Origin of the sequence: Fibrobacter sp. UWH5, from assembly GCF_900142505.1 — a bacterium.
In the GTDB taxonomy this organism is placed as follows: Bacteria; Fibrobacterota; Fibrobacteria; order Fibrobacterales; family Fibrobacteraceae; genus Fibrobacter.
The window spans coordinates 1-20,227 of the sequence record NZ_FRBB01000025.1 but is presented as its reverse complement, the minus strand read 5'-3'; the positions used below and the strand labels follow the sequence as shown (position 1 = coordinate 20,227).

Here is a 20,227-nt window from a genome sequence, read left to right as displayed (position 1 = left end):
TTACCGGAATCCAAATTTAGCTAAAATGGGAAACTTTCTATCTTTGGTGTCATGGAGCTCCCGCAAAAAATGGGAGAGTGCATTATGAAGTTTTTTGTTACAGGTGTGGGTGGCCAGTTAGGTCACGATGTGATGAATGAATTGGCTAAGCGCGGTCATACCGGTGTCGGTACGGATATGGCTCCTGAATACAGTGGTGTGGCCGATGGAAGTGCCGTTACCACGATGCCCTACGTTCAGTTGGATATTACTGATGCCGCTGCCGTTGAAAAGGTGATTTCTGAAATCAAGCCCGACGCCGTGATTCATTGTGCTGCCTGGACTGCCGTGGATATGGCTGAAGATGACGCCAACGTGGCAAAGGTACGTGCGGTAAATGCCGGCGGTACCCAGAACATTGCCAACGCCTGTAAGAAGCTGGATTGCAAGATGACCTACATCAGCACAGACTATGTGTTCGATGGTCAAGGTTCTGAACCCTGGCAACCGGATTGCAAGGATTACAAGCCTCTGAATGTTTATGGTCAGACTAAGCTGGAAGGCGAACTTGCCGTTTCTAACACTCTGGAAAAGTACTTTATCGTTCGCATTGCCTGGGTCTTTGGCTTGAATGGCAAGAACTTCATCAAGACCATGATCAACGTGGGCAAGACTCACGATACCGTGCGCGTGGTGAACGACCAGATCGGTACTCCCACTTACACGTTTGACCTGGCCCGTCTGCTTATCGATATGAATGAATCTGAAAAGTACGGCTATTACCATGCTACCAACGAAGGTGGATTCATCAGCTGGTACGATTTTACCTGTGAAATTTACAAGCAGGCTGGCATGAGCACCAAGGTTGTTCCTGTGACTACTGCGGAATATGGTCTTTCTAAGGCGGCTCGACCCTTTAACAGCCGACTGGATAAGAGCAAGTTGCGTGAAGCTGGCTTTGAACCGCTGCCTACCTGGCAGGATGCCCTGAGCCGTTACCTAAAGGAAATTGCGGAATAAAATGAACGAAGAAAAAGAAACCTATCGCGAAGTAATGCCCGGTGAACTCCCCTGTGAATGCCCCGAATGCGACGGTGTCATGGTGGTGGATCCGGATAACAGCTACAAGTTCACCTGCGACAAGTGTGGACATATCAAAGATTAAAACCGGCGGTTTTAATCTTTGAATTACAAAGTACGAATTATGAGATAGGTGATCTTGGCTGGACCATGCCATAGGATTCTCGTAACTCATACTTCATAATTCATAATTGTTCTGATGGATCTTACTGCTTTAAAGATTGAGTACCCGGAGCTTCCCGTTGTTCAGAAACGGGAGGAGTTTTTTAAGCTACTTGAAAAACATCAGGTTGTGATCGTCAAGGCGGATACGGGATCCGGTAAGTCTACCCAGTTACCGAAATTCCTGCTGGAGTATTTAATCACCAGGGGTGGTGATTTCAAGATCGGCGTGACGGAACCTCGTCGCTTGGCGGCTATGTCTATTGCAGACCGCCTGCGTGAGGAACTGAAGGCGGATGAACTGGTCAGCACCAAGATCCGTTTCTGGGAACAGGGATCCAATGATGCTCCTATCAAGGTCATGACCGATGGTATCCTGCTTCAGGAATTCCGTCGCGACAGACTTTTTAAGCAGTACTCCGCCATCGTGATTGACGAAGCTCACGAACGCTCCTTGAACATCGATATCCTGCTGGGGATTTTCAAGTCGGTGCTGAAGGCGCGTCCCGAGTTTAAGCTGATTGTGGCTTCTGCCACCTTGGATGCGGCCCTCTTCGAGAAGTTCTATGATAACAGCTGTGTGCTGGAAGCGGAAGGCCGCACGTTCCCTGTAGAAGTGGAATATTACTTCCGGGATGCGGTGCAGAAGAGCAAACCGAGGGATGGTTTCCGCGGACCTTGGGATGATGACGACGATGATCGCCGTGATGCCTCTGGCAAGGGGGACTCCGGTCTCATAGAAGAAGCCCGCGATGCCATTCTGGATCTGGAAAGCCGCCATCGCGACCATCTGCTTTGCTTCTTGCCGACGGAACGTGATATTCAGGATTTGGCCAACGAATTGAAGCCGGATCTGGATGCCGCCAGCTTTGATATTTTGCCGCTGTATGGCCGCATGAGCCCCGATGAACAGCGCCGCATTTTCAAGAGTACCAGCAAGACCCGTGTCGTTCTTGCCACAAACATTGCTGAAACTTCCCTGACGATTCCCGGTATCGCCTACGTGGTGGATACGGGTATGGCTCGAATTTCACGTTACAACGCCCAGTCCCGAATTCAGGGCTTGCCTGTGGAAGAGGTTTCCAAGGCTAGCGCCCGTCAGCGTACAGGTCGTGCGGGCCGTGTGAAGCCCGGTGTCTGCATTCGACTTTATTCTCCCGAGAATTTTGAAAAGCGTGACGACTTTACGGAACCGGAAATTCGCCGAAGCAATTTGGCCAACGTGGTGCTGCAATTGCGCAGTCTTGGCCTTGAAATGGAAAGCTTCCCTTTCTTGCAGGCTCCGCCTCATTCTGCGTTCCGTGGCGCCTATAAGACTCTGTTTGAACTGGGTGCCCTGACGGCGGATAATGCCAGCGGTCATGTGACGAAGTTGGGCCGCGATATGACGAAGCTGCCTATGGATGTGGCTTTGTCTGCGGTGCTGCTGCGTGCTCGTGATGCGGGTGTTTTGCAGCCGGCCCTTATTGTGTGCGCCGCCCTTTCTATTCAGGATCCGCGAGTGGTTCCTAACGAGGAGCCGGAACGCGGTCGTGTTCGCGGACTCCATCGAAAGTTTGCGGGACACAAGAGCGATTTTATCACCTATGTGTGCATGTGGAATGCATTCTGCGAAGCCTGGGATACCGATCAGAAATCCTGGAACAAGTTGCGCAAGTTCTGCGACAAGATGAGTCTGCATTTTTTGCGTTGCCGCGAATGGATCGATTTGTACGAACAGTTCGGACGAATTCTGGATGCCAAGTTCGAAAGCCGCATTTGCCCGCCAGACAAGTTCCATCAGGACAATTTGCACATTGCCTTGCTCAGCGGTTTCTTGGGCGGTATTGCCCGCCGTGATATCGAGAACGGTTGCTACCGCCTGGTAAGCGGTCGTGAAACTCACGTGTTCCCGGGTAGCGATCTGTATGGCAAGAGTGTGGAATGGCTGTTCAGCGCCGAAGTTCGCGAAACCAGCCGAATCTTCTTGACCAAGGGCGCAGAAATCAAGCCTGAATGGATTATGCAGGTGGCGGAACCTTTCTGCACCCGCCGCTGGTATGCGCCGGTGTGGAACAAGGAACGAGGCTTTGTAGAAGCTGTTGAAGAAGTGACCTTCCGCGGTCTTGTGATTAGCCGCGGTCACCGTGTGGATTATGCCCGCGTGAACCCTGAAGAATGCTGCCAGATCTTCTGGCGCGAAGCGGTTGTGGTGGGCGAGATGGCAAGGCCCTTCCCCTTCATGGTCCACAATGAACGTGTGGTGGAAGATTTGCATGCCCTGGAAGCCCGTAAGCGTCAGTTTGGTCTGGCTCCCAGCGAAGATGCCCTGGTGGACTATTATGTGCGTATTGCACCTAAGGTTAATTCCATCAGGACCTTGAAAAAGTATTTGGAAGAGTCTGGCGACCAGTGGCTAAAATTCGATGCGAAATTCTGGCTGGATCAGCTAGACGAAAAGATGGGCGTTGCCTTGCAGTCTAGCGGGGACCGCAGTCTTGGAAAGTTCGGCGATTTGCTGGATGGTGCCTTAAAGGGTCGCGGTAATGATCCCCGTGCCGCCAGGAAGCACGAAGAAAAGCCTCAGGCGGAATTGGGCGGTTCTGTAGAACAGTTCCGCATTATGGAATTGACTCGCGGTAAGGAACGTGTGGTGACCGGCGAAATGGTTTTCGACGCCACCAAGGATTGCGACGGCATTACCTTGAGATTCCCCTATGACTTGCTCACGGAAACTTCTCCGGCTACTTTGGCGCTTTCTATTCATCAATGGCGTGAGTGGATGGTGGAATCCATCGTTCGCGAAATGCCCAAGTCTGCCAAGAAGTACCTGGAAGGCAGACGTACTCAGATTGATGATGCCTTCTGCGAAAAGCTGGTGAACAATCCCCATAAGGCTCCGCTGCTGTGCCTGTACGAGGCTTTGGCTGAAATTAAACAGTTGGACTGCGATATTCCTACCGTAACTCCGGAACGTGAAAATCATCTGCGCTTGCATCTTAAGGTGTTTAAGCAGGGTGTAGAAGAAAAGTTCCCGCTGGAACTTTCTCCGGAGTGGGGAAGCTACCGCCTGTTCCTGGCGGTGCGTCCGGTGGTGGTGACTTTCGGTATCGATTTCCCGCTGGAGAACTTGCGCTTTGGTTGGCGCCTGGGAGAGTCTGCCTTGATGGCTCCCGAGGAATCGACTTTCTGGCAGGATTTCCGCAAGCGTCTGGAACGGGGCTCGACGGCTAATTCCGGGACGGGTTCTGCTGCGGGTGCAGCTGACCTTGTTGCGGACCGCCTGAATATGCTGGAAACGGGCGGCCTCTATTCCGACGGCTTCAAGACGGCCCTTAAAATCTGGGTGGCGAAATCCCTTAACGCAGACGGTCTGGACGCTAATCGCTGTACCCGTTTTACGGGGCTGGAATTTTCCCGCGGCAAGAAAATTTCTGATTTCAGGAATTTGGCAAACACTACTCGCAGTGAAGACGAAGAAATTCGTCTGGCCCTCGTTCGTGGGACTTACGAAGCAGGCCTCCTTGGCGGAAATGCTTTTGTCAAGGCTTGGGACATTCTGAAGAATTTCAGTGTGGCCATGCGTCAGGGCCACGATCATGCGGTTGATGCTGCGGGATTCGTGGTGAATAAAATTGCGGCTCTTTACCAACAAGATAACGCTTTGTTTGACCGCGTTCAGGCGCTTGGTAATTTGCTGGATCATTCTCTTGATCAAAAAGTTAGCGGAACCCGTCGTGACGTCCATCCCATAGATTCGGCCGGGACTCCGGCCCGTGAACTGGATGCCCGCGCTCTTCGCGACTTGTTCCGCCCGTACCTCAAGGCTCGCTTTATGAAGGATCATGAGCTGAAGGCGGCTCGTGACCTGCTTTCTCAAATTGAACGCAAGAATAGCGATGATGCTGAATTCCCGGAACTTTTCTTGCAGGCCAAGGCCATGCTGGAAGATTTCGAGATTGTTCGTTTCAAGCGGAAAGGCGACGATTCCGAAGAAGTGGTTGAAGTGGACGCTTTGGCTAAGCTAAAGGGCCGATTTGGCCGTCTATAACGTGGTTTGGAAGGACGTAATTTTCTAAATTGTGTCCGATGAAATTTAATTTCCGCAATTTTTGTATTTCTTGCGTGATGGGCCTTGCTGCCCTTACGCTGACTGCTTGTGATTTGCCCTTTAGTTTGGGCAAGAATGATTCTGTGATTGTTTCTGTTGGCGAATCTAAGTTGCAGGATTCCGACGTGCGCCGCATGGCTCCGGATTGGGATTCCTGGGACAACCGTCAAAAGCTTTCTTTCCTGGAACACTGGATTAATGAAGAAACCATTTACCAGGAAGCCTTGGCCAACAACGTGCTGGAAGATACCGTGCTCCAGTACCAGATCGAAAAGACGGTTCGAAAGATTGTCGTTGATCACTTCCTTCAGACTTTTGCAGATACCATGATGGTGGGCGATGGCGAACGCCTGGACTACTATACCAATCATCAGGATTTGTTCCTCCGTGGTAAGACCACCATTTCTGGCTTCCTGATTTACTTCAAGGATTGGCAGAGCGCTGACACTTATTACAAGGGCCACAAGAATACGGTTTACGATTCCGTTCCGGGCCCCCATTACCTGGTTAAGAAGTACGAGACTTTTGACTCTGTGGCGGTGACGCCGGACAGTTGCACCATTCCGTCTCTAGATAGTGTGTCTGTGGGTAGCCTGACCCGCATGAAGTATTGCGGTGGTTCCCTCAAGATGGCCGTGGTTCTTTCTCGCCTGGATTCTGCCGATGTGCTGCCCTATGCCGAAGTGGCTAACGATGTGGCTGATCGCGCCTGGGTGGAACATCAGAAGGTGGTGATGGACCGACTGAAAAAGGAATGGAAAAAGGCTCGCCCCATTTTTTCACAGATGAATGTTTTTAGTGGAAAGGAACAATAAAAGGTATGATGATGAAGTTCCGTTTGATTTTGTTGGCGTTGTGTGCTGTGGCTTCCTTGGCTTCTGCAGAACCGGTCTTGATGGAAGGGGTTGCAGCAGTTGTAGACGGCAAACCTATTATGCGTTCCGAATATTTGAGCAGCCTTTATCGGTATCAGGAAACACCTGAAGGCTCTGCCATGAGCGAAGCGGATCAGCGTAAGTATGTGCTGGATCAGCTTATCGAAGAAAAGGTTCTGCTTTCTCGAATCGACCGCGATTCCATTGTGGTGTCTGACGCCGAAGTAGATCAGCGTGTGACGGCCCACTTGCAGCAGTTGGCTTCTAGCCAGAACACCAACTTGGCCACTTTGGAAAAGGCAATCCGTGCCCAGCTGGGGATTAGCATGGCTCAGTACCGCGACCAGCTGGCCAAGCAGATTCGTGGCCATATCGAAATGAGTCGTGTCCGTCAGCGTCATGTTGGCTCCATCAATCCCACCAAGAAGGAAGTGGATGCCTTCTACGCAGCCTATAAGGATTCTCTGCCGCCGCAGTATAATTGCGTCTTGCTGAGCCATATTCAGATACCCATTGTTCCCGATGCCGCCATTGTGGACTCCGTGAAGAAGTTGGCCGAAGCCTTGATCGATACCCTGAACTTGGGTATGAGCTTTGAACTTTTGGCCAAGGCCCACTCTCAGGATACTGCCGCTGCCAAGGGCGGTGACCTGGGTTATTACAAGCGCGGTCAGCTGGACCCTGTATTTGAACGCGCCCTGGATCAGCTGAAGAACGGTCAGTATTCTGCAAGCCCGGTAAAGACTTCTCTGGGTTGGCATATTCCTCGCGTTCTCGGTCGTAAGGAAGACGGCGTTCGTTCCGCACAGATTTTGCTCTATACCATTCCCTCTGCCAAGGACAGTGCCGACATTCTGGCTCGCGCCGACTCTCTTCATAAGTCTATCAAGTCTGCCGAAGATTTTGGCAAGGCTGCCCGTAAGTTCAGCGAAGACAAGGCCAGCAACTTTGCCGGTGGTCGCCTGGGCTGGTTCCAGAAGAGCGAAATGGTTCCTGCCTATGTAGATCCTGTCTCTAACTTGGAAGTAGGTCAGGTTTCTGAACCGGTGCTGATTGATGGTGCCTACCATCTGTTCCGCCTGGATGATTCCCGCCAGATTCGTGAACTGACTCTGGAAGAAGATTACGGCAAGATCGAACAGATGTGTGCTACCCACATGGAAAACGAAAAACTCGGCGCACTCATTAAGAAGTGGCGTGAGGAAGTCCATGTGGAAATCCGTATGACCGAATAATTTTTTTGCTGAACCATGATTCATTTTAACCACGTCACCAAGTCTTACGAAGAAAACTGGAAAGCTCTTTCCAACGTTTCTTTCCGTATTCACAAGGGCGAGTTTGTGTTCTTGACGGGTCATTCCGGTGCCGGTAAGTCTACGCTGTTGAAGCTGATTTACATGGACGAACGCCCTGACGATGAACGCGGTGGACAGGTCATGGTGAAGTTTACCGGCGATTGCCTTTACGATAGTAAGAACACTCCCGACAAGAACATCCAGGCGCTGCGTCGCAAGATGGGTATCATCTTCCAGGACTTTAAGCTGTTGCCGGATCGCAATGTTTTTGAAAATGTGGCCTTGGCCCTGCGTATTGTGGGCACTCCCAACAACAAGATTAACGCCGCCGTTTTTGACGCCTTGGCTTTGGTGGGTATCAGTCAGAAGCGTTTTGCCATGCCTTACACATTGTCTGGCGGTGAACAGCAGCGTGTGGCCATCGCCCGCGCCATGGTGCATAACCCGTACTTGTTGCTGGCTGACGAACCTACTGGAAACCTTGACCCGAAAAACGCAGAAGAGGTGTTCAAGATTTTTAAGGAAATCAATGCCCGCGGCACTACCGTTTTGATGGCAACCCATAATCCCGACTTCTACATGAACAGCACTTTCCGCCGTCTGACTCTTGACCACGGCGAACTGCTCAATCGCGATATTATTTAAGGCCTCCGAATATGTTGAGGGGAATGGCTGTAAAAATCATTTGCTGCTTGGCAATGATTTGTTCCTGTTCCTTTGCTGGTGGGCTTTGGACGTCATCCTGGTTTCCATTCCATTTAACTCGTTTTTGGATTGCCATAGAAATGGCTCTATTCTACTTTTAGGAAATCTGGATTTCCTTGATGCAACCTGGTTTAAGGTCGCCTAAAATAAATTCATCAATCTGAATGCGGACCAGGCGGAGAACCTCGTAGCCTAAGTGGGCTAGCATGCGGCGAATTTCGCGGTTCTTGCCTTCGGTCAATGTGATTTCTAGCCAGCAGTTCTTTTCGCCTTCGGTGTGGAGGACGGCCTGCTTGGCGTGCATGAATTCTTCGGATTCCCCGAAAACGCGGGGCGGAACTATAAAGCCCTCTTCCATTTTGTGAAGGTCTTCGGCGGTGGGCTTGCCCTTGGTCTGCACGCGGTAAATTTTCTTGTGGATGTCTGTGCCTGCGCTCTCGTCTCTCGCCTCTGGTCTCTCGTCTGATTTGCGGGGTTCCAGAATGCGGTTGGCCCACTCAGTATCGTTGGTGAACAATAGCAACCCTTCGCTGGCTGCGTCTAGGCGGCCCACCGGCGAGATGTGGGGCGGTTCCTTGCCCGAATACATTTTGCGGTATTGCTCTGCGAAAACTTCCATGACGGTGGCGCGCCCCTTTTCGTCGTTTGCCGTGGTGACGATTCCCCGGGGCTTGTTCATCATGAAGTACACTTTGGCGTTGGCTTCGATGCGCTTGCCGTTGATGATGATTTCGTCGCTTTCACGGGCAGGAGTTTCGGGGTCGTGGATGATGCGACCGTTCAGGGTGACGCGGCCTTCACGTACAAGCATTTCGGCCTTGCTTCGGCTGCAGTAACCCCGCTTGCTAATAACGCGGGCAACGCCGTGAGCGCCTCCGCCAAACTTGTTGGCGGTTTTCCCAAAGGATGGCTTACCCTGTTGCGGACGCTTGTTGAAACTGTTGCGAGAATTGAAGACCATTTTTTTACGTGTCATCCTGAGCGAAACGAAGTGGAGTCGAAGGATCTAGAGCACATCTAGAAGGCTGAATATTTTTTTATTTAAAGCATTGTTTGTGGCATCCGCAGAGCCTTCGTCAATGCCTTCCGGGAAATCCTGGTTCCGAGCCCGTTCTCCGCAAATGTCCACCCCAAGTATTTTACGGTGGGCAAACAGATTCTTCAAAATATTTTCCAGTTGTTCAAAGGTTAGACTGCCTTGGTCCCAGTTGGTCACCACGTCGTCAATGGAAAGGACATCCTTGTCGATACTGATATATAGGTTTGATGAACGTAGGGCGGCAAGTGCTACCTGTGATATATCAAAATTTGGGGTGCGTAACAAAGTCTCGGGAATGAATGTCACGCGGCTTGCGTACTTCTCGAATTCCGCACTAGGTTCGTTCTTGATTTCTTCAATCAGATGGTCCGCAACGCCGATAAGCACCACATTTCTAATAAACTTGTTGTTGTCCAGAACTTCCTTGACCCAGCCCCCGCAACTGAGAATTCCTTCAAATCGGGGTGGCTGCATATCGGGATGATGATCGAATATGACCAGGTCAAAATCTTCGTTGACGCGGTCCGTCCACAGCTTGCTCATGTAGTGGTAATTGCCGTTGTCAAAGAAGTGGATGCCGGTGAAACCGGCGTCGTTATTAGCTGTGACGCGGTCTGCGGCTTGGTCCATCATTTTACGGATTTCAGCTTGGGCGTCGTCATCGCAGTAACAATCAGTGCCGCTGATATTTGTGCAATCCATCCAGTAGACGTTGGCGCGTTCCCGCAGTTCCTGCATAAAAGGCTGTTCGCTATAGATGCCGGTAAAGTCTTGGATGGTGCAAAAATTCATGACGTAAAGTTAAGAAAAATCTTTTAGCTCTATTTCGGTATCCTTTTTGATATCTCGGGTGAGCAAGTAGAAAATGGGGGTGTCGCAGGCCGCAAGAATCATCTTGAAGAAGTATTGCCCCACCATCATGGATAGTAGCACCGGGCGCATTTCTGCCTGGAACAGCCAACCGAATCCGAAACCGAAGGCGATGCCGATAAACACAACGGTATCTAGAATTTGGCTGGTCATGGTGGAGGCGTTGTTCCAGATCCAGCGATGTTTGGTATCGCCATGCTTGGCGATGTAACGGGTGCGAATGCTGTGGAAAATCCAGATGTCCCATTTTTGTGCGATGAGGTAGCCGGCGAGGCTTGCCACCACGAACACCCAGTTCTGACCTAGAAGGCGAACGTAGGTTTCTTGCATGCTGTCGTCTGCGGCGGGCAGGTGCTGGGTCAGCAAAATCAGGAGGGTGGCAAAAACTTGCCCCACCAGGCCGAAGATGACCGCCTTGTTGGCTTCTTTCTTGCCCCAGATTTCGCCGATGATGTCGGTGGCCAAAAAGGTAAAGGCATAGCAAACGCCCGCACCAGGCAAAGTGACTGCGTTGCCGAAAAGGCTAATGCCTGTGTACATCAGCTTGGCAGTAACCACATTTGAGATGACCAAGCCAACGGTGAAGATTATGTTTAGAAGAATCAAGTTTTCGTTGGTCTTTTTCATGAGAGAAATCCTTATGCGATGGCGGGGTCCTTCACGTTGTTGGCGGCAAAAGCTTTTGCGCGGTCGATGCAGGTGCCGCATTCGCCGCAGGGTTTATCGCCGCCTTCGTAGCAGCTCCAGGTCAGTTCAAAGGGGGCTTTAAGCTCCAGACCTTTCTTGACCACGTCTGCTTTTGATAGTCCTGCAAAAGGAGCGGTGACGCGGACTTGTTCGTAGGTGCCGATAGAAATGGCTCTACTCATAGTGCTTACGAAAATTTCGCTGCAGTCGGCGTAAGCGTTACCGGCGGCGTCATCTCCGTGGGCACCCAGGTAGATTTCCACGTCATCGTTTTCGAAAATGCTTTGGGCGAGACTGGCACAAACACTGAGCATTAAGCCGTTGCGGAAAGGAACGTAAGTGGAAACCTTGCCATTGACGGGCGTGATTTGCTCGGCGTAGCTTTTGTGCTCGATGGCTTGTGTAGACTGGGCTAACAACGAACAGTTTGAAAACTGCAGTACACTGGATAAGTCAAATTCGTAATGAGGCAACTTGTAATAGTCTGCCACCTTGCGGGCACATTCCAGTTCCTTGTTGTGTTTTTGACCGTAAAAAATGGAAGTGGTGGCTACATTTTCTGCGCCGTATTTAGCTACGGCCATGGCCACGCAGACGGTGGAATCCACACCGCCTGACGAAAGGACGATTGCTTTTTTCATAGAATAGTGGTTAGTGGTTGGTGATTAGTGGTTAGAATTACAGAAAATGGACTTCTCCTGCCACTTCTGCTTACTAATCACTAAGCACTGCTTACTTATTTCCAGGAGTTTCTGCGGTCTACGCTGGCGAAAAGCCGGTCGGTTGCCTTCTGTTCGTAAATGGTACCCGGTTTGCCATAGTTGGCGAAGGGGTAAATGGAGATGCCGCCACGGGGCGTGAAAATGCCTTCCACTTCAAGGTACTTGGGTGAGAGCAACTTCACCAAATCCTTCATGATGATGTTGGCACAATCTTCGTGGAAATCCCCGTGATTGCGGAAACTGAAAAGATACAGCTTCAGGGACTTGGATTCCACAATGTACTGGTCCGGAATGTAGTTGATGCGGATTTCCGCAAAGTCCGGCTGACCGGTTTTGGGGCAGAGGGAAGTAAACTCCGGGCAATTCAGCATGACCATGTAGTCATTGTCGGGATGCTTGTTGGGGAAACGTTCAAGAACGTCGGGATCGTAATCGTACTTGTACTTGGTATTCTGATTGCCAAGCAAGGTGACGCCTTCCAATTCAGCGTCGGTACGGCCGGAATTAACGGACGTATTGTCGGTCATATGTGCTCCTAGTTTTGTTTAGAGACAGGAGGTTTTCGAACTGTCTTTGCGTACCGCAATTTAGAAAAATAAAGGCGGTCCATCAAGACCGCCTCGGATAACTTTTTATCACCAAGTTGTATAACCTTCGGTAGGAGTTCCGCATGTTCCTAAAGGACCGATTTTTTGAATTTCAAATCCACCTTTATAGGATCCGTCCAATTCTGGTCCGTTGTCTTCGAATTGGACCATAAATCCCACGATTCGCGTGAGGAAGTCTTCCTTTGTTACCCGTTGTTCAGCAAAGCCATCCTGACGACTGAAAACTTCCCAGGGAAGGTCTGCTATGACAAGGGAATCTGCACTTTCCATCCATGCCATATAATTGATTCCTCCCGAATAATTTTTTGCATCTTCGGGGACAATGCCGAGGAAGAATCTACCTTCTGATTTGAAGACGGCGCAAAGCCCACCCCAGTCGGTTATGTCTTGCTGTTCTTCGTAAATGCGAATAGTTGCGCCGGCATAAGTGGATTCTCCCATTTGGCATTTTACAGCGCCCTTCAAACCTGTAAAGTCGTACTCTTCGTAGTAAACGCTTGATGCTGAAATTTTGCAGGCGTCGCAGTTATCTTCGTAAAAACTCCAGACACCCAACTTATTGGATGTATCTTCGCTACTGGAGGAACTATGAATTTCGGATTCATTCGATGATTCCGCAGTTGCTTCACTGCTGGAAGAAATTTCTTGACTGTTGGAATCAGAGGATTCGCTTATGCAACTTGTGCTAGAAGTATCATCTCCGCAAGCCCAGAATGCTAATGAAAAGGCTAGGACAGAGCCAAATAAGAATCTGTTTTTCATATAAACCTCCTACTGGAGGAATTATAGAAAAAGTCTTATTTAAATCGTTTGCAGAAAGTACAGTTTTGACAGAAGGGATGGCGCAGCTCGTGATTGGTAAAGCCTTCCTTGATTTGGACCGCAAGAGGAGAATGCAAAATGTTTAAAAGACTGTTGTCTTGAATTCGTCCTAACGTAATTTGTCCGCTGTGATCCAGACAGCAGGCCACAACGCGGCCGTCGTGAAGGATGGCACAGTGAGTGTCCAAGGCGCGACACGTTCCCTTCGGAAAGTTTGCACAAGAACTTGAATTGTCGTCGTTGGAGACGGCCGCGGGCCATTCAAATCTTGAGTCCTGATGAATATAAATGCGACCTTCCACAAGGAAACTCTTGTGGCGGCTGCAGAAATGCTCCAATGTGATGGGTGTGCGGCTTTCTTCCGGTGCACTGTTCTCATCTGCAGAGCCTGTGCGGCCTAAGGCTTTATTCACCTGCTCCAGCATGTAGTTGTTCCAGGCGTTGGAACTTTCGTCGCCTACATTCCACAGTCGCAAATTGATGTACAAGTCGGGACGTTCCGCAGCGGCCATACGGCAAAAGTCTAGAATATTCTGCAGGTTTTCCGCGGCCTCCTCAAAGGACAATTCCGCATAGGCGTGGGTTGAAAAATTCACCTGTCGGACAGCGGGGGAGGCTAGAATTGATTTGCCACAGCGTGCTATGGTGGTGCCATTTGTAGTTAAGTTCAGTTGGAGCTTTTTGCCGTCGGTGCGGGCGTTGGAAACTTCCTCCAGCTTTTTCAGGTACAGGGAAAATCCCGGATGTAATGTGGGCTCCCCAAGAACGTGAAAGTAAACTTGTTCTGTAACGACGGCTGCTTCGGTAACACAACGCTCAAAAAGATCCGAGCTCATGAATTCACGAGGCGCTTCTGTCTTACGCTTTCCGCAAGGGCAGAAACTGCAGTGCAGATTGCACACATCCGTGATTTCAATGTAAACGCCGTTCATTTTCTACCTGAATGTCATTCTGAGCAAAATGCCGTAGGCTTGGATTCGAGGAATCTAACGACTGGATCCTTCGACTTCGCGGCGCTTCGCTCAGGATGACGTTTTCGCTTGTTTCTTGAGCTTTTAAAAGAGTTGCCTAGAACTTCAGTTTCAGTTTCTTCTGGTTGTAAATGGATTGTCCGCCGTTGCAAACATAAGCTGCAATGCAAACTACAAAGAATGCGGGCAAACAGTCGAAACCGAAAACTTCACAGCCGATTAAAATCGGGGCCCAAAGGGTGTTGGTTGCACTTCCGAAAACAGCGGCGTAGCCAAGGGCTGCTGCCAGGGGGAAGGGTAGGCCGAACATCACTGCAGAAACTGCACCAAGGCTTGCGCCGATGCTAAACAGCGGAGTGACTTCGCCTCCTTGGAATCCTGCGGCCAATGTCAAAATGGTCAATGCAAATTTCAGAATCCAGTCGTAGCTCTGGATGCCGACGGCGATATTGGAACCGTCAGCAATGCCTGCGCCGGCGAAGCACATGTCAATCAGGTTGGTGCCCAGGCCGGAATAGCGACCCTGCCACAGCAACAGGAAAAGTGCGCTCAAGGTAACGCCCATAATGGCGATACGCTTCATTCCGTCGGGGAATTTCTTGGCGAAAAATTCCTTGGCCAAGTTCAGCAACTTTGCAAAGCCTCCACCAATAACGCCAAACAAAACGCCCAGCAAGGCAAGCTTCACCACAAAATTCATGTCCAGTGCGCCGCCATTCATAAAGAGCCCGCTAACGGTTGCGCCGCCGTCGGTGCTCAAAATTCCGTTCAGGTCTACCGCAAACTTTTCAAGCCCCAGCATATTGGAAACCTTGCAGGCGGTAAAAGCAGCCACTGCAGCCGGCAGCAAAGCCATCAGGTCCATGTGGCCAACAATCAGCACTTCCAATGCAAAGGCCGTTGCCGCCATAGGAATCTGGAAAAGTCCGCTGAAGCCTGCGGCCATGCCCGCCACCAGCATAATGTGGGACGCATTTTCAAAAGGCAGTTTCTTGCTGATGTTGTGACCCAGTGCGCCACCAATCTGTACTGCCACTCCTTCGCGGCCGGCGCTTCCGCCGAACAAGTGGGTAAGCCAAGTGCCCACAGCCACCATGGGAATCAAACGCAACGGAATGTGGCTTTCCTTGCCCTGTCCCACAGAGAAAATCAAGCCCATGCCCCGTTCTGCGCCCTTGCCCCATTTCTTGTAGGCGAGAACGATGGCGATACCAGCCAGAGCCAAACCCGGAATAAAGTAGATGGGGTGTGCATCTCGCAATCCGCCAACAGTCAGCAAGACCTGGCCGAAGAATGCCATCAGCGCGCCAATGGCTGCACCCATTCCTGCGGCAACGATTGTCAAAACCGGCAGGGAGAACCACTTCTTGAAAAAGCCTCCAACACGGGCCTTCATCTGTTCCTTCGCCATCTTCATCATCTGCTCCTTCATTTCGGGAGACATGTTGGCGAACTGTTCCTTGAACTGGTTGTATTTTCCAAAGTCGCTAAAATTCATAAAAAATCTCGTGATTGTGCAGGGGCGGCCTGCTTTAATTTACGGCGACAAATTTAGAAAAAAGGTTGGTCCGCCGTGTAAACGATTTCTTGCTTCGGGATAAAGCTTTTTTAAAAGAAAACAATCTATATTCATTGCGGCATAAGAGGATTAGATGAAGCGTTCTATTTTGTTTGGTGTGGTGGCCTCTGCGGCCATAGGTTTGAATTTAGGGGCCTGTAGTGATGATGACGTCAGTACGGGTATTGCTAACGAAATTTCCAGTTCGTCGGAAGATGCGGCTAATGAAATGCCTGCGGGTACTTCTGTGCTGATTCCCGAAGATACAATATCCAATGTTTCTGCCGATACCGCGTTGACTGTTCCTGCAGATTCCTCGACGGTTCCCGTTGACACCTCTGCGATGGAGCCTGCAGACACAACGATAGTGCCTACAGACACGACGATAGTGCCTACAGATTCCGCGGCGGTACCTACTGATTCCATGACGATCGCTCCCGCGGATACGGCAAAAATTTCTTATGTACTTAAACCGTATGACGGACCATTAGCTAACCCCCATAAGGGCTTTACCGTTCCTGTGGGCGGCACCTGGACTTTTGTCCCGGAATTTAAACATGGTCCCTATGGTGAATTGAACAATCGTGCCTGGGATTTGATCACTTATGGCTCCGGCTATTTTCAGTGGGATTCGCTGAACCCTGGCGAAGGTGTGTACAATTGGGCTCCTGTAGAAAAAATCCTGGAGGCTTGTCAAAAGAATGGTTTGACGTATGCGCTCCGCGTTCTGCCTTATACGCCGTCCTTTATTAAGGGTAATGATACTCCCGAAGAAAAATACGACTGGACTCCCAAATGGGTTTATGAAAAGGGCGCAAAAAAGATTACCGCAAAAACTTTGAAGGAAGGTTACGACGCCACCGTTCCTGTTTGGGATGATTCCATTTACTTGCAGGCCGCCAAGGATTTTGGAACCGCGTTGGCTGAAAAGTATGATGGGGATCCCCGCCTGGAATACATTGATATTCGTTCCTTTGGGGAATGGGGCGAGTGGCATGCTTCCCATTTGGTGGGGAGCGAAATGCCTTCTGCCGAAATCGAGAAGGACATGCTGAAACATTACGCCTCTGTTTTCAAGAAAACCTTGATTGTACTGCCTTCCAATGGTTCCGGGGATGTGTATACATACGCTCTCGGCTTGGGTATTGCAAAGCGTGATGACGGATTTATCGGTACTCCAGGCAGAGCAGATTCCCTGGTACGTTGCTACAAGGCAGGGCTGCCTACAATTGCGGAAAACTTGGGTGGCTATCAAACCATGCTCACGTATAACGACGTCATTCCTGGTGGTTATTTGAAGTGGACTCCGCAACGTTGGGTGGATGCCATTACTACCGCACACCTGACCTACTACGTGCTGGATCAGGATAGCGATGATGGCTACTATTTCTACAAGGATAACAAGGCGCTGGCGGATTCCATGACCCATGTTATCGGTTATAATTTTACGATCGCCAAGGCGGAACTGCTAACCGTAACCGAAGCGACGGTGACTACAAATAAGTTAAATATTGCGGTGAAGAATTCCGGTGTGGCTCCCTGTTTCTTTGACGTGTATCTGGTGGCTGAATTTGTGGATGGCGAGGGAACGTCCCTGGCGCAGATTGGCAAGACCGTCCATATTCCCAAGAAAACGTTCAAGGATGGCATGACTCAGGAATTCTCTTTCACCCATGAAGTTCCTGCAAGGCAGACCAATGTGGCGGCTTTGCCTGGCGTAACTATAGCCTTGTCCATTTATGAAAGCGAAGAGGCTTATAAGAAGGGCGAAAATCCAACCGTCCGATTTGATAATGAAGGCCTTCAGGAAAACAGGAAACTGTATTTAAAACCGTAGGAAAATGGATTGCTTTTGCTGGCGGGTCCAAGGTTGTTCCTTGGATTTTTCTATATGCAACAGAGTGTTTGAAAATTGCGATTTTATATGCGATGGCAGCAAGTGGCAATACACTCCGCCTCCAATGTAATCGCTGTTTCTACTAAAAACCAAAAGCCCAAGGTTCTTCACCTTGGACTTTTCATTTGTGTTTTAGGCTAGATTGCCACGCTTCGCTCGCAATGACAACTGCCTAACGATTTTGCTTGGCGGAATTACAAGCCGGAAAGTTCGCGGGCCTTGGCTTCAACGCCTGCGATATCCTTGGGATCCTTCAGCATGATGTTCACGAATACGGAACCTGCCACGACGGCATGCACATGCTTGCAGAGAACCTTGGACTGTTCGCCGGTACGGATGCCGAAGCCACCCAGAACCTTGGCGCCGCCCTTGCCCACGGTATCCAGGAAGTCGAGAGTTGCCTGGTCAATGACGGTCTGGGAACCGGTGGTACCTGCGCGGAGTGCTGCGTAGATGTAGGTGAAACCCTTGGAGGCCATTTCTTCCAAACGAGCCTGGGTCATGGAAGGTGCTGCCACGGGGATGTTTTCCATGCCGTACTTCTTGCAAGCGGCGGTGAGGCCTTCGTCGTTATCGAAGGGAAGGTCCGGAATGATGCAAGCGCTAACGCCTGCGTCCTTGCACATCTTCACGAAGTTTTCGACACCGGGGGTAAATGCCAGGGAGCCGTAAGTCATGATGTAGATGGGAATGTCCGGATGCATGTCGTGAATCTTCTTCACGATTTCAAGACCCTGCTTGGTGGAGTAGCCCTTTTCCAAAGCCACGGTAGATGCGGTCTGGATAGCGGGACCGTCGGCGCTAGGATCGCTAAAGGCCAACTGGATTTCGAGAATGGAGGCGCCGCCCTTTACCAGAGCGTCGGCGATTGCCACAGAAGTTTCTCCATCAGGGAAACCGGCGATCAAATGGGACATTAAACGGATTGGTGCGTTCATATTTTTAGGTGTGAGGTGTGGGGTCGCTCGCGTTGCTCGCTTTGAGGTCGGCCTTTGGCCTCTGAGGTTAAAGTTCAAAGGTTGAAATTTGAGGTTGTGTTTACTCGCTTTGATGTGAAGTTCTTTTGCCTCTAGGTGCCTTGGCACCGACCTCATTGCTCAAAGCGCGAAAGCGCGTCCTCAAACCTATTTATTCATAATTTCTGCGTCGTGGATGTCTTCATTGTTTTCGAGGCGCTTCAGTTCAGCGGCCAGGAATTCCTTCCACTTTTCGGGGCGGAACACGGGGCTGGTAATGAAGATGTCCTTGTCGCCACGGCCACTCATGTTGATGATGATTGCCTTATCCTTGGGATAATCCTTGGCGATCTTCATGGCGGCGGCACCGGCGTGGGAACTTTCCAAGGCGAAGAGGATGCCTTCGTTCTTGGCGAAGAAGTTTACGGCTTCCAAAGCTTCCTTGTCCAGGATGCTGGTGAATTCTACGCGGCCACATTCGCCGAGGGCTGCCAGCTGAGGGCCGATGCCCATGTAGTCGAGGCCTGCGGAAATGGAGCGTGTGGGCTGGGACTGACCATCGTCATCTACCAGGAACTTGCTCTTGTAACCTTGAACGATACCCACCTTGGCAGCATTGCCCACCATGCGGGCTGCGTTTTCGCCAAGCTTCGGACCTACGCCACCGGCTTCTGCACCGATGAGGCGAATCTTTTCGTCTTCGATAAACGGGGTGAAAACGCCAATGGAGTTGGAACCGCCACCAACGCAAGCAACGATGGCTGCGATGTCCAGGTTGCGTTCTGCAGCCTGACGCTTCACTTCTTCACCGATGATGCTCTGGAAAGTACGGACGATATCGGGGAACGGTGCGGGGCCGAGAGCGGAACCCAGAACGTAATGAGTGGTAGCAAAGTTGGTTGCCCAGTCGCGCATGGCTTCGTTCACCGCGTCCTTCAAGGTGCGGCTACCGCTGGTGACAGGCACCACCTTGGCGCCGTAAAGTTCCATGGTGGCAACGTTGGGCTGCTGGCGACGAACGTCAACTTCGCCCATATAGACGATGCATTCCAGGCCCAGCTTTGCGCAAGCGGCTGCAGTGGCGAGACCGTGCTGACCTGCGCCAGTTTCTGCGATAATGCGGGTCTTGCCCATCTTCTTTGCCAAGAGGCACTGACCGATGGCATTGTTGATCTTGTGGGCGCCGGTGTTGGCGAGGCCTTCAAGCTTGATGTAGATCTGAGCGCCGCCCAGAAGTTCTGTTGCGGTGGGGGCGTAGTACAGTGGAGTTTCGCGGCCGATGTAGTCGCGCTGGATAATTCGCAATTCTTCCAGGAATTCCGGATCCTTGATGTACTTGTTGAAAGCTTCTTCAAGATCGTCCAAAGGGCGACGGATGATTTCAGCGACGTACTTGCCGCCGAACTTGTCGAAAAAGCCATTATCTGATTCTACCAGAGATTTTGCCATAATCAGTATTCAGGTTTGAGGTCGTTCGCTTCGCTCTCTTTGAGCTCGGCCTACGGCCTTTCAGGTTAAAGTTACGCGGCTTCGCCGCAAGTTTTATACTCCTAAAAAATAGCTTTTTAGGCTTAGGTTCCTGGACCCGGAGGTTTTCAAATGTTTGGAAAAAAAATAAAAGCCTCCAGGGAGTCTGGAAGCCTTTTGCCTTGATTAACTACACGTGCAAAAACCAGACTCTATGTTAGAGTCCGCGCCACCATCGGCCGTCAAAGTTTTCGCAAAGTACGTTAATCATCTTCATGTTTTGAAATTTATGAATATCTCAAAAATTTGGCAAGGGAAAATTTTTTCATAATTGCCCAAAGGCATTTATTGTCTTATCCTGAAAAAAGTTGACACTATACAAAAAGGCAGGTATAGTGCAAATGGAGACAAAACAGGTCACAAAGTCGGTTCTCGCATACGACG

At 50.5% G+C, this 20,227-nt stretch carries 18 protein-coding genes; 7 read left to right on the top strand and 11 right to left on the bottom strand.

Annotated elements, in window-relative coordinates; all coding sequences use genetic code 11:
- The first annotated feature begins 84 nt into the window (after positions 1-84).
- The 6 genes from rfbD (at position 85) to ftsE (ending at position 8,126) form a co-directional block, all read left to right on the top strand.
- The gene (rfbD, locus tag BUB38_RS14630; RefSeq protein ID WP_073161475.1) at positions 85-999 is read left to right on the top strand and encodes a dTDP-4-dehydrorhamnose reductase; all 915 of its coding nucleotides are present in this window, start codon (positions 85-87) and stop codon (positions 997-999) included.
- A gap of 1 nt (position 1,000) precedes the next feature.
- Positions 1,001-1,144 carry a hypothetical protein gene (locus tag BUB38_RS16465; protein ID WP_158236671.1) on the top strand — a complete coding sequence of 48 codons (144 nt, stop codon included), beginning with the start codon at positions 1,001-1,003 and terminating at the stop codon, positions 1,142-1,144.
- 114 nt (positions 1,145-1,258) lie between these two features.
- A complete protein-coding gene (hrpA, locus tag BUB38_RS14625) occupies positions 1,259-5,251 on the top strand; it encodes an ATP-dependent RNA helicase HrpA (RefSeq protein ID WP_073161474.1) in 3,993 nt (1,330 codons plus the stop codon).
- Positions 5,252-5,289: 38 nt separating this feature from the next.
- Entirely contained in the window at positions 5,290-6,126 is an 837-nt protein-coding gene (locus BUB38_RS14620; RefSeq protein WP_073234746.1) for a hypothetical protein, read from the top strand.
- A 5-nt stretch (positions 6,127-6,131) separates the two neighbouring features.
- Positions 6,132-7,421, top strand: a complete 1,290-nt coding sequence (locus BUB38_RS14615; protein WP_249269302.1) for a peptidylprolyl isomerase — start codon at positions 6,132-6,134, stop codon at positions 7,419-7,421.
- Positions 7,422-7,436: 15 nt separating this feature from the next.
- A complete protein-coding gene (gene ftsE / locus BUB38_RS14610) occupies positions 7,437-8,126 on the top strand; it encodes a cell division ATP-binding protein FtsE (protein ID WP_073161471.1) in 690 nt (229 codons plus the stop codon).
- Here the strand turns inward: ftsE and BUB38_RS16460 are convergent.
- The 9 genes from BUB38_RS16460 to BUB38_RS14570 all read right to left on the bottom strand — a co-directional run bounded on the left by BUB38_RS16460 (position 8,119) and on the right by BUB38_RS14570 (position 15,301).
- Complete coding sequence (locus tag BUB38_RS16460) at positions 8,119-8,262, bottom strand: hypothetical protein (RefSeq protein WP_158236670.1); 144 nt, start codon at positions 8,260-8,262, stop codon at positions 8,119-8,121. The genes ftsE and BUB38_RS16460 overlap by 8 nt on opposite strands.
- Before the next feature lie 21 nt (positions 8,263-8,283).
- Positions 8,284-9,147, bottom strand: coding sequence for a pseudouridine synthase (locus BUB38_RS14605; protein WP_073161470.1), 864 nt, complete (start codon positions 9,145-9,147; stop codon positions 8,284-8,286).
- 45 nt (positions 9,148-9,192) lie between these two features.
- Positions 9,193-10,017 (bottom strand): arginase family protein, encoded by an 825-nt coding sequence (locus tag BUB38_RS14600; RefSeq protein WP_073161469.1) that lies wholly within the window; start codon positions 10,015-10,017, stop codon positions 9,193-9,195.
- Between the two features lie 9 nt (positions 10,018-10,026).
- Entirely contained in the window at positions 10,027-10,722 is a 696-nt protein-coding gene (locus BUB38_RS14595; RefSeq protein WP_073161468.1) for a queuosine precursor transporter, read from the bottom strand.
- Between the two features lie 11 nt (positions 10,723-10,733).
- On the bottom strand, positions 10,734-11,423 hold the full coding sequence (queC, locus tag BUB38_RS14590; RefSeq protein ID WP_073161467.1) for a 7-cyano-7-deazaguanine synthase QueC: 690 nt from the start codon (positions 11,421-11,423) through the stop codon (positions 10,734-10,736).
- A 95-nt stretch (positions 11,424-11,518) separates the two neighbouring features.
- Positions 11,519-12,031, bottom strand: a complete 513-nt coding sequence (gene queF / locus BUB38_RS14585) for a preQ(1) synthase (RefSeq protein ID WP_073161466.1) — start codon at positions 12,029-12,031, stop codon at positions 11,519-11,521.
- A 108-nt stretch (positions 12,032-12,139) separates the two neighbouring features.
- Complete coding sequence (locus BUB38_RS14580; RefSeq protein ID WP_073161465.1) at positions 12,140-12,874, bottom strand: hypothetical protein; 735 nt, start codon at positions 12,872-12,874, stop codon at positions 12,140-12,142.
- A gap of 35 nt (positions 12,875-12,909) precedes the next feature.
- Positions 12,910-13,866: a radical SAM/SPASM domain-containing protein gene (locus BUB38_RS14575; protein WP_073161464.1), complete on the bottom strand. Its 957-nt coding sequence runs from the start codon at positions 13,864-13,866 to the stop codon at positions 12,910-12,912.
- Between the two features lie 136 nt (positions 13,867-14,002).
- Positions 14,003-15,301: a chloride channel protein gene (locus BUB38_RS14570; RefSeq protein ID WP_073161484.1), complete on the bottom strand. Its 1,299-nt coding sequence runs from the start codon at positions 15,299-15,301 to the stop codon at positions 14,003-14,005.
- Positions 15,302-15,557: 256 nt separating this feature from the next.
- Here BUB38_RS14570 and BUB38_RS14565 point away from each other — a divergent pair, with 256 nt between their 5' ends.
- Positions 15,558-17,300: a beta-galactosidase gene (locus BUB38_RS14565; protein WP_073161463.1), complete on the top strand. Its 1,743-nt coding sequence runs from the start codon at positions 15,558-15,560 to the stop codon at positions 17,298-17,300.
- 254 nt (positions 17,301-17,554) lie between these two features.
- Here the strand turns inward: BUB38_RS14565 and trpA are convergent, their stop codons facing one another.
- Complete coding sequence (gene trpA, locus BUB38_RS14560; RefSeq protein ID WP_254794973.1) at positions 17,555-18,277, bottom strand: tryptophan synthase subunit alpha; 723 nt, start codon at positions 18,275-18,277, stop codon at positions 17,555-17,557.
- Between the two features lie 207 nt (positions 18,278-18,484).
- On the bottom strand, positions 18,485-19,765 hold the full coding sequence (gene trpB, locus BUB38_RS14555; protein ID WP_073161462.1) for a tryptophan synthase subunit beta: 1,281 nt from the start codon (positions 19,763-19,765) through the stop codon (positions 18,485-18,487).
- Positions 19,766-20,227 lie beyond the last annotated feature (462 nt).

What these genes read in the sequence shown, in the direction of transcription:
- rfbD (WP_073161475.1), top strand. Translation starts at nt 85, where the DNA reads ATGAAGTTTTTTGTTACAGGTGTGGGTGGCCAGTTAGGTCACGATGTG.
- BUB38_RS16465 (WP_158236671.1), top strand. Translation starts at nt 1,001, where the DNA reads ATGAACGAAGAAAAAGAAACCTATCGCGAAGTAATGCCCGGTGAACTC.
- hrpA (WP_073161474.1), top strand. Translation starts at nt 1,259, where the DNA reads ATGGATCTTACTGCTTTAAAGATTGAGTACCCGGAGCTTCCCGTTGTT.
- BUB38_RS14620 (WP_073234746.1), top strand. Translation starts at nt 5,290, where the DNA reads ATGAAATTTAATTTCCGCAATTTTTGTATTTCTTGCGTGATGGGCCTT.
- BUB38_RS14615 (WP_249269302.1), top strand. Translation starts at nt 6,132, where the DNA reads ATGATGATGAAGTTCCGTTTGATTTTGTTGGCGTTGTGTGCTGTGGCT.
- ftsE (WP_073161471.1), top strand. Translation starts at nt 7,437, where the DNA reads ATGATTCATTTTAACCACGTCACCAAGTCTTACGAAGAAAACTGGAAA.
- BUB38_RS16460 (WP_158236670.1), bottom strand. Translation starts at nt 8,262, where the DNA reads ATGGCAATCCAAAAACGAGTTAAATGGAATGGAAACCAGGATGACGTC.
- BUB38_RS14605 (WP_073161470.1), bottom strand. Translation starts at nt 9,147, where the DNA reads ATGGTCTTCAATTCTCGCAACAGTTTCAACAAGCGTCCGCAACAGGGT.
- BUB38_RS14600 (WP_073161469.1), bottom strand. Translation starts at nt 10,017, where the DNA reads ATGAATTTTTGCACCATCCAAGACTTTACCGGCATCTATAGCGAACAG.
- BUB38_RS14595 (WP_073161468.1), bottom strand. Translation starts at nt 10,722, where the DNA reads ATGAAAAAGACCAACGAAAACTTGATTCTTCTAAACATAATCTTCACC.
- queC (WP_073161467.1), bottom strand. Translation starts at nt 11,423, where the DNA reads ATGAAAAAAGCAATCGTCCTTTCGTCAGGCGGTGTGGATTCCACCGTC.
- queF (WP_073161466.1), bottom strand. Translation starts at nt 12,031, where the DNA reads ATGACCGACAATACGTCCGTTAATTCCGGCCGTACCGACGCTGAATTG.
- BUB38_RS14580 (WP_073161465.1), bottom strand. Translation starts at nt 12,874, where the DNA reads ATGAAAAACAGATTCTTATTTGGCTCTGTCCTAGCCTTTTCATTAGCA.
- BUB38_RS14575 (WP_073161464.1), bottom strand. Translation starts at nt 13,866, where the DNA reads ATGAACGGCGTTTACATTGAAATCACGGATGTGTGCAATCTGCACTGC.
- BUB38_RS14570 (WP_073161484.1), bottom strand. Translation starts at nt 15,301, where the DNA reads ATGAAGGCCCGTGTTGGAGGCTTTTTCAAGAAGTGGTTCTCCCTGCCG.
- BUB38_RS14565 (WP_073161463.1), top strand. Translation starts at nt 15,558, where the DNA reads ATGAAGCGTTCTATTTTGTTTGGTGTGGTGGCCTCTGCGGCCATAGGT.
- trpA (WP_254794973.1), bottom strand. Translation starts at nt 18,277, where the DNA reads ATGTCCCATTTGATCGCCGGTTTCCCTGATGGAGAAACTTCTGTGGCA.
- trpB (WP_073161462.1), bottom strand. Translation starts at nt 19,765, where the DNA reads ATGGCAAAATCTCTGGTAGAATCAGATAATGGCTTTTTCGACAAGTTC.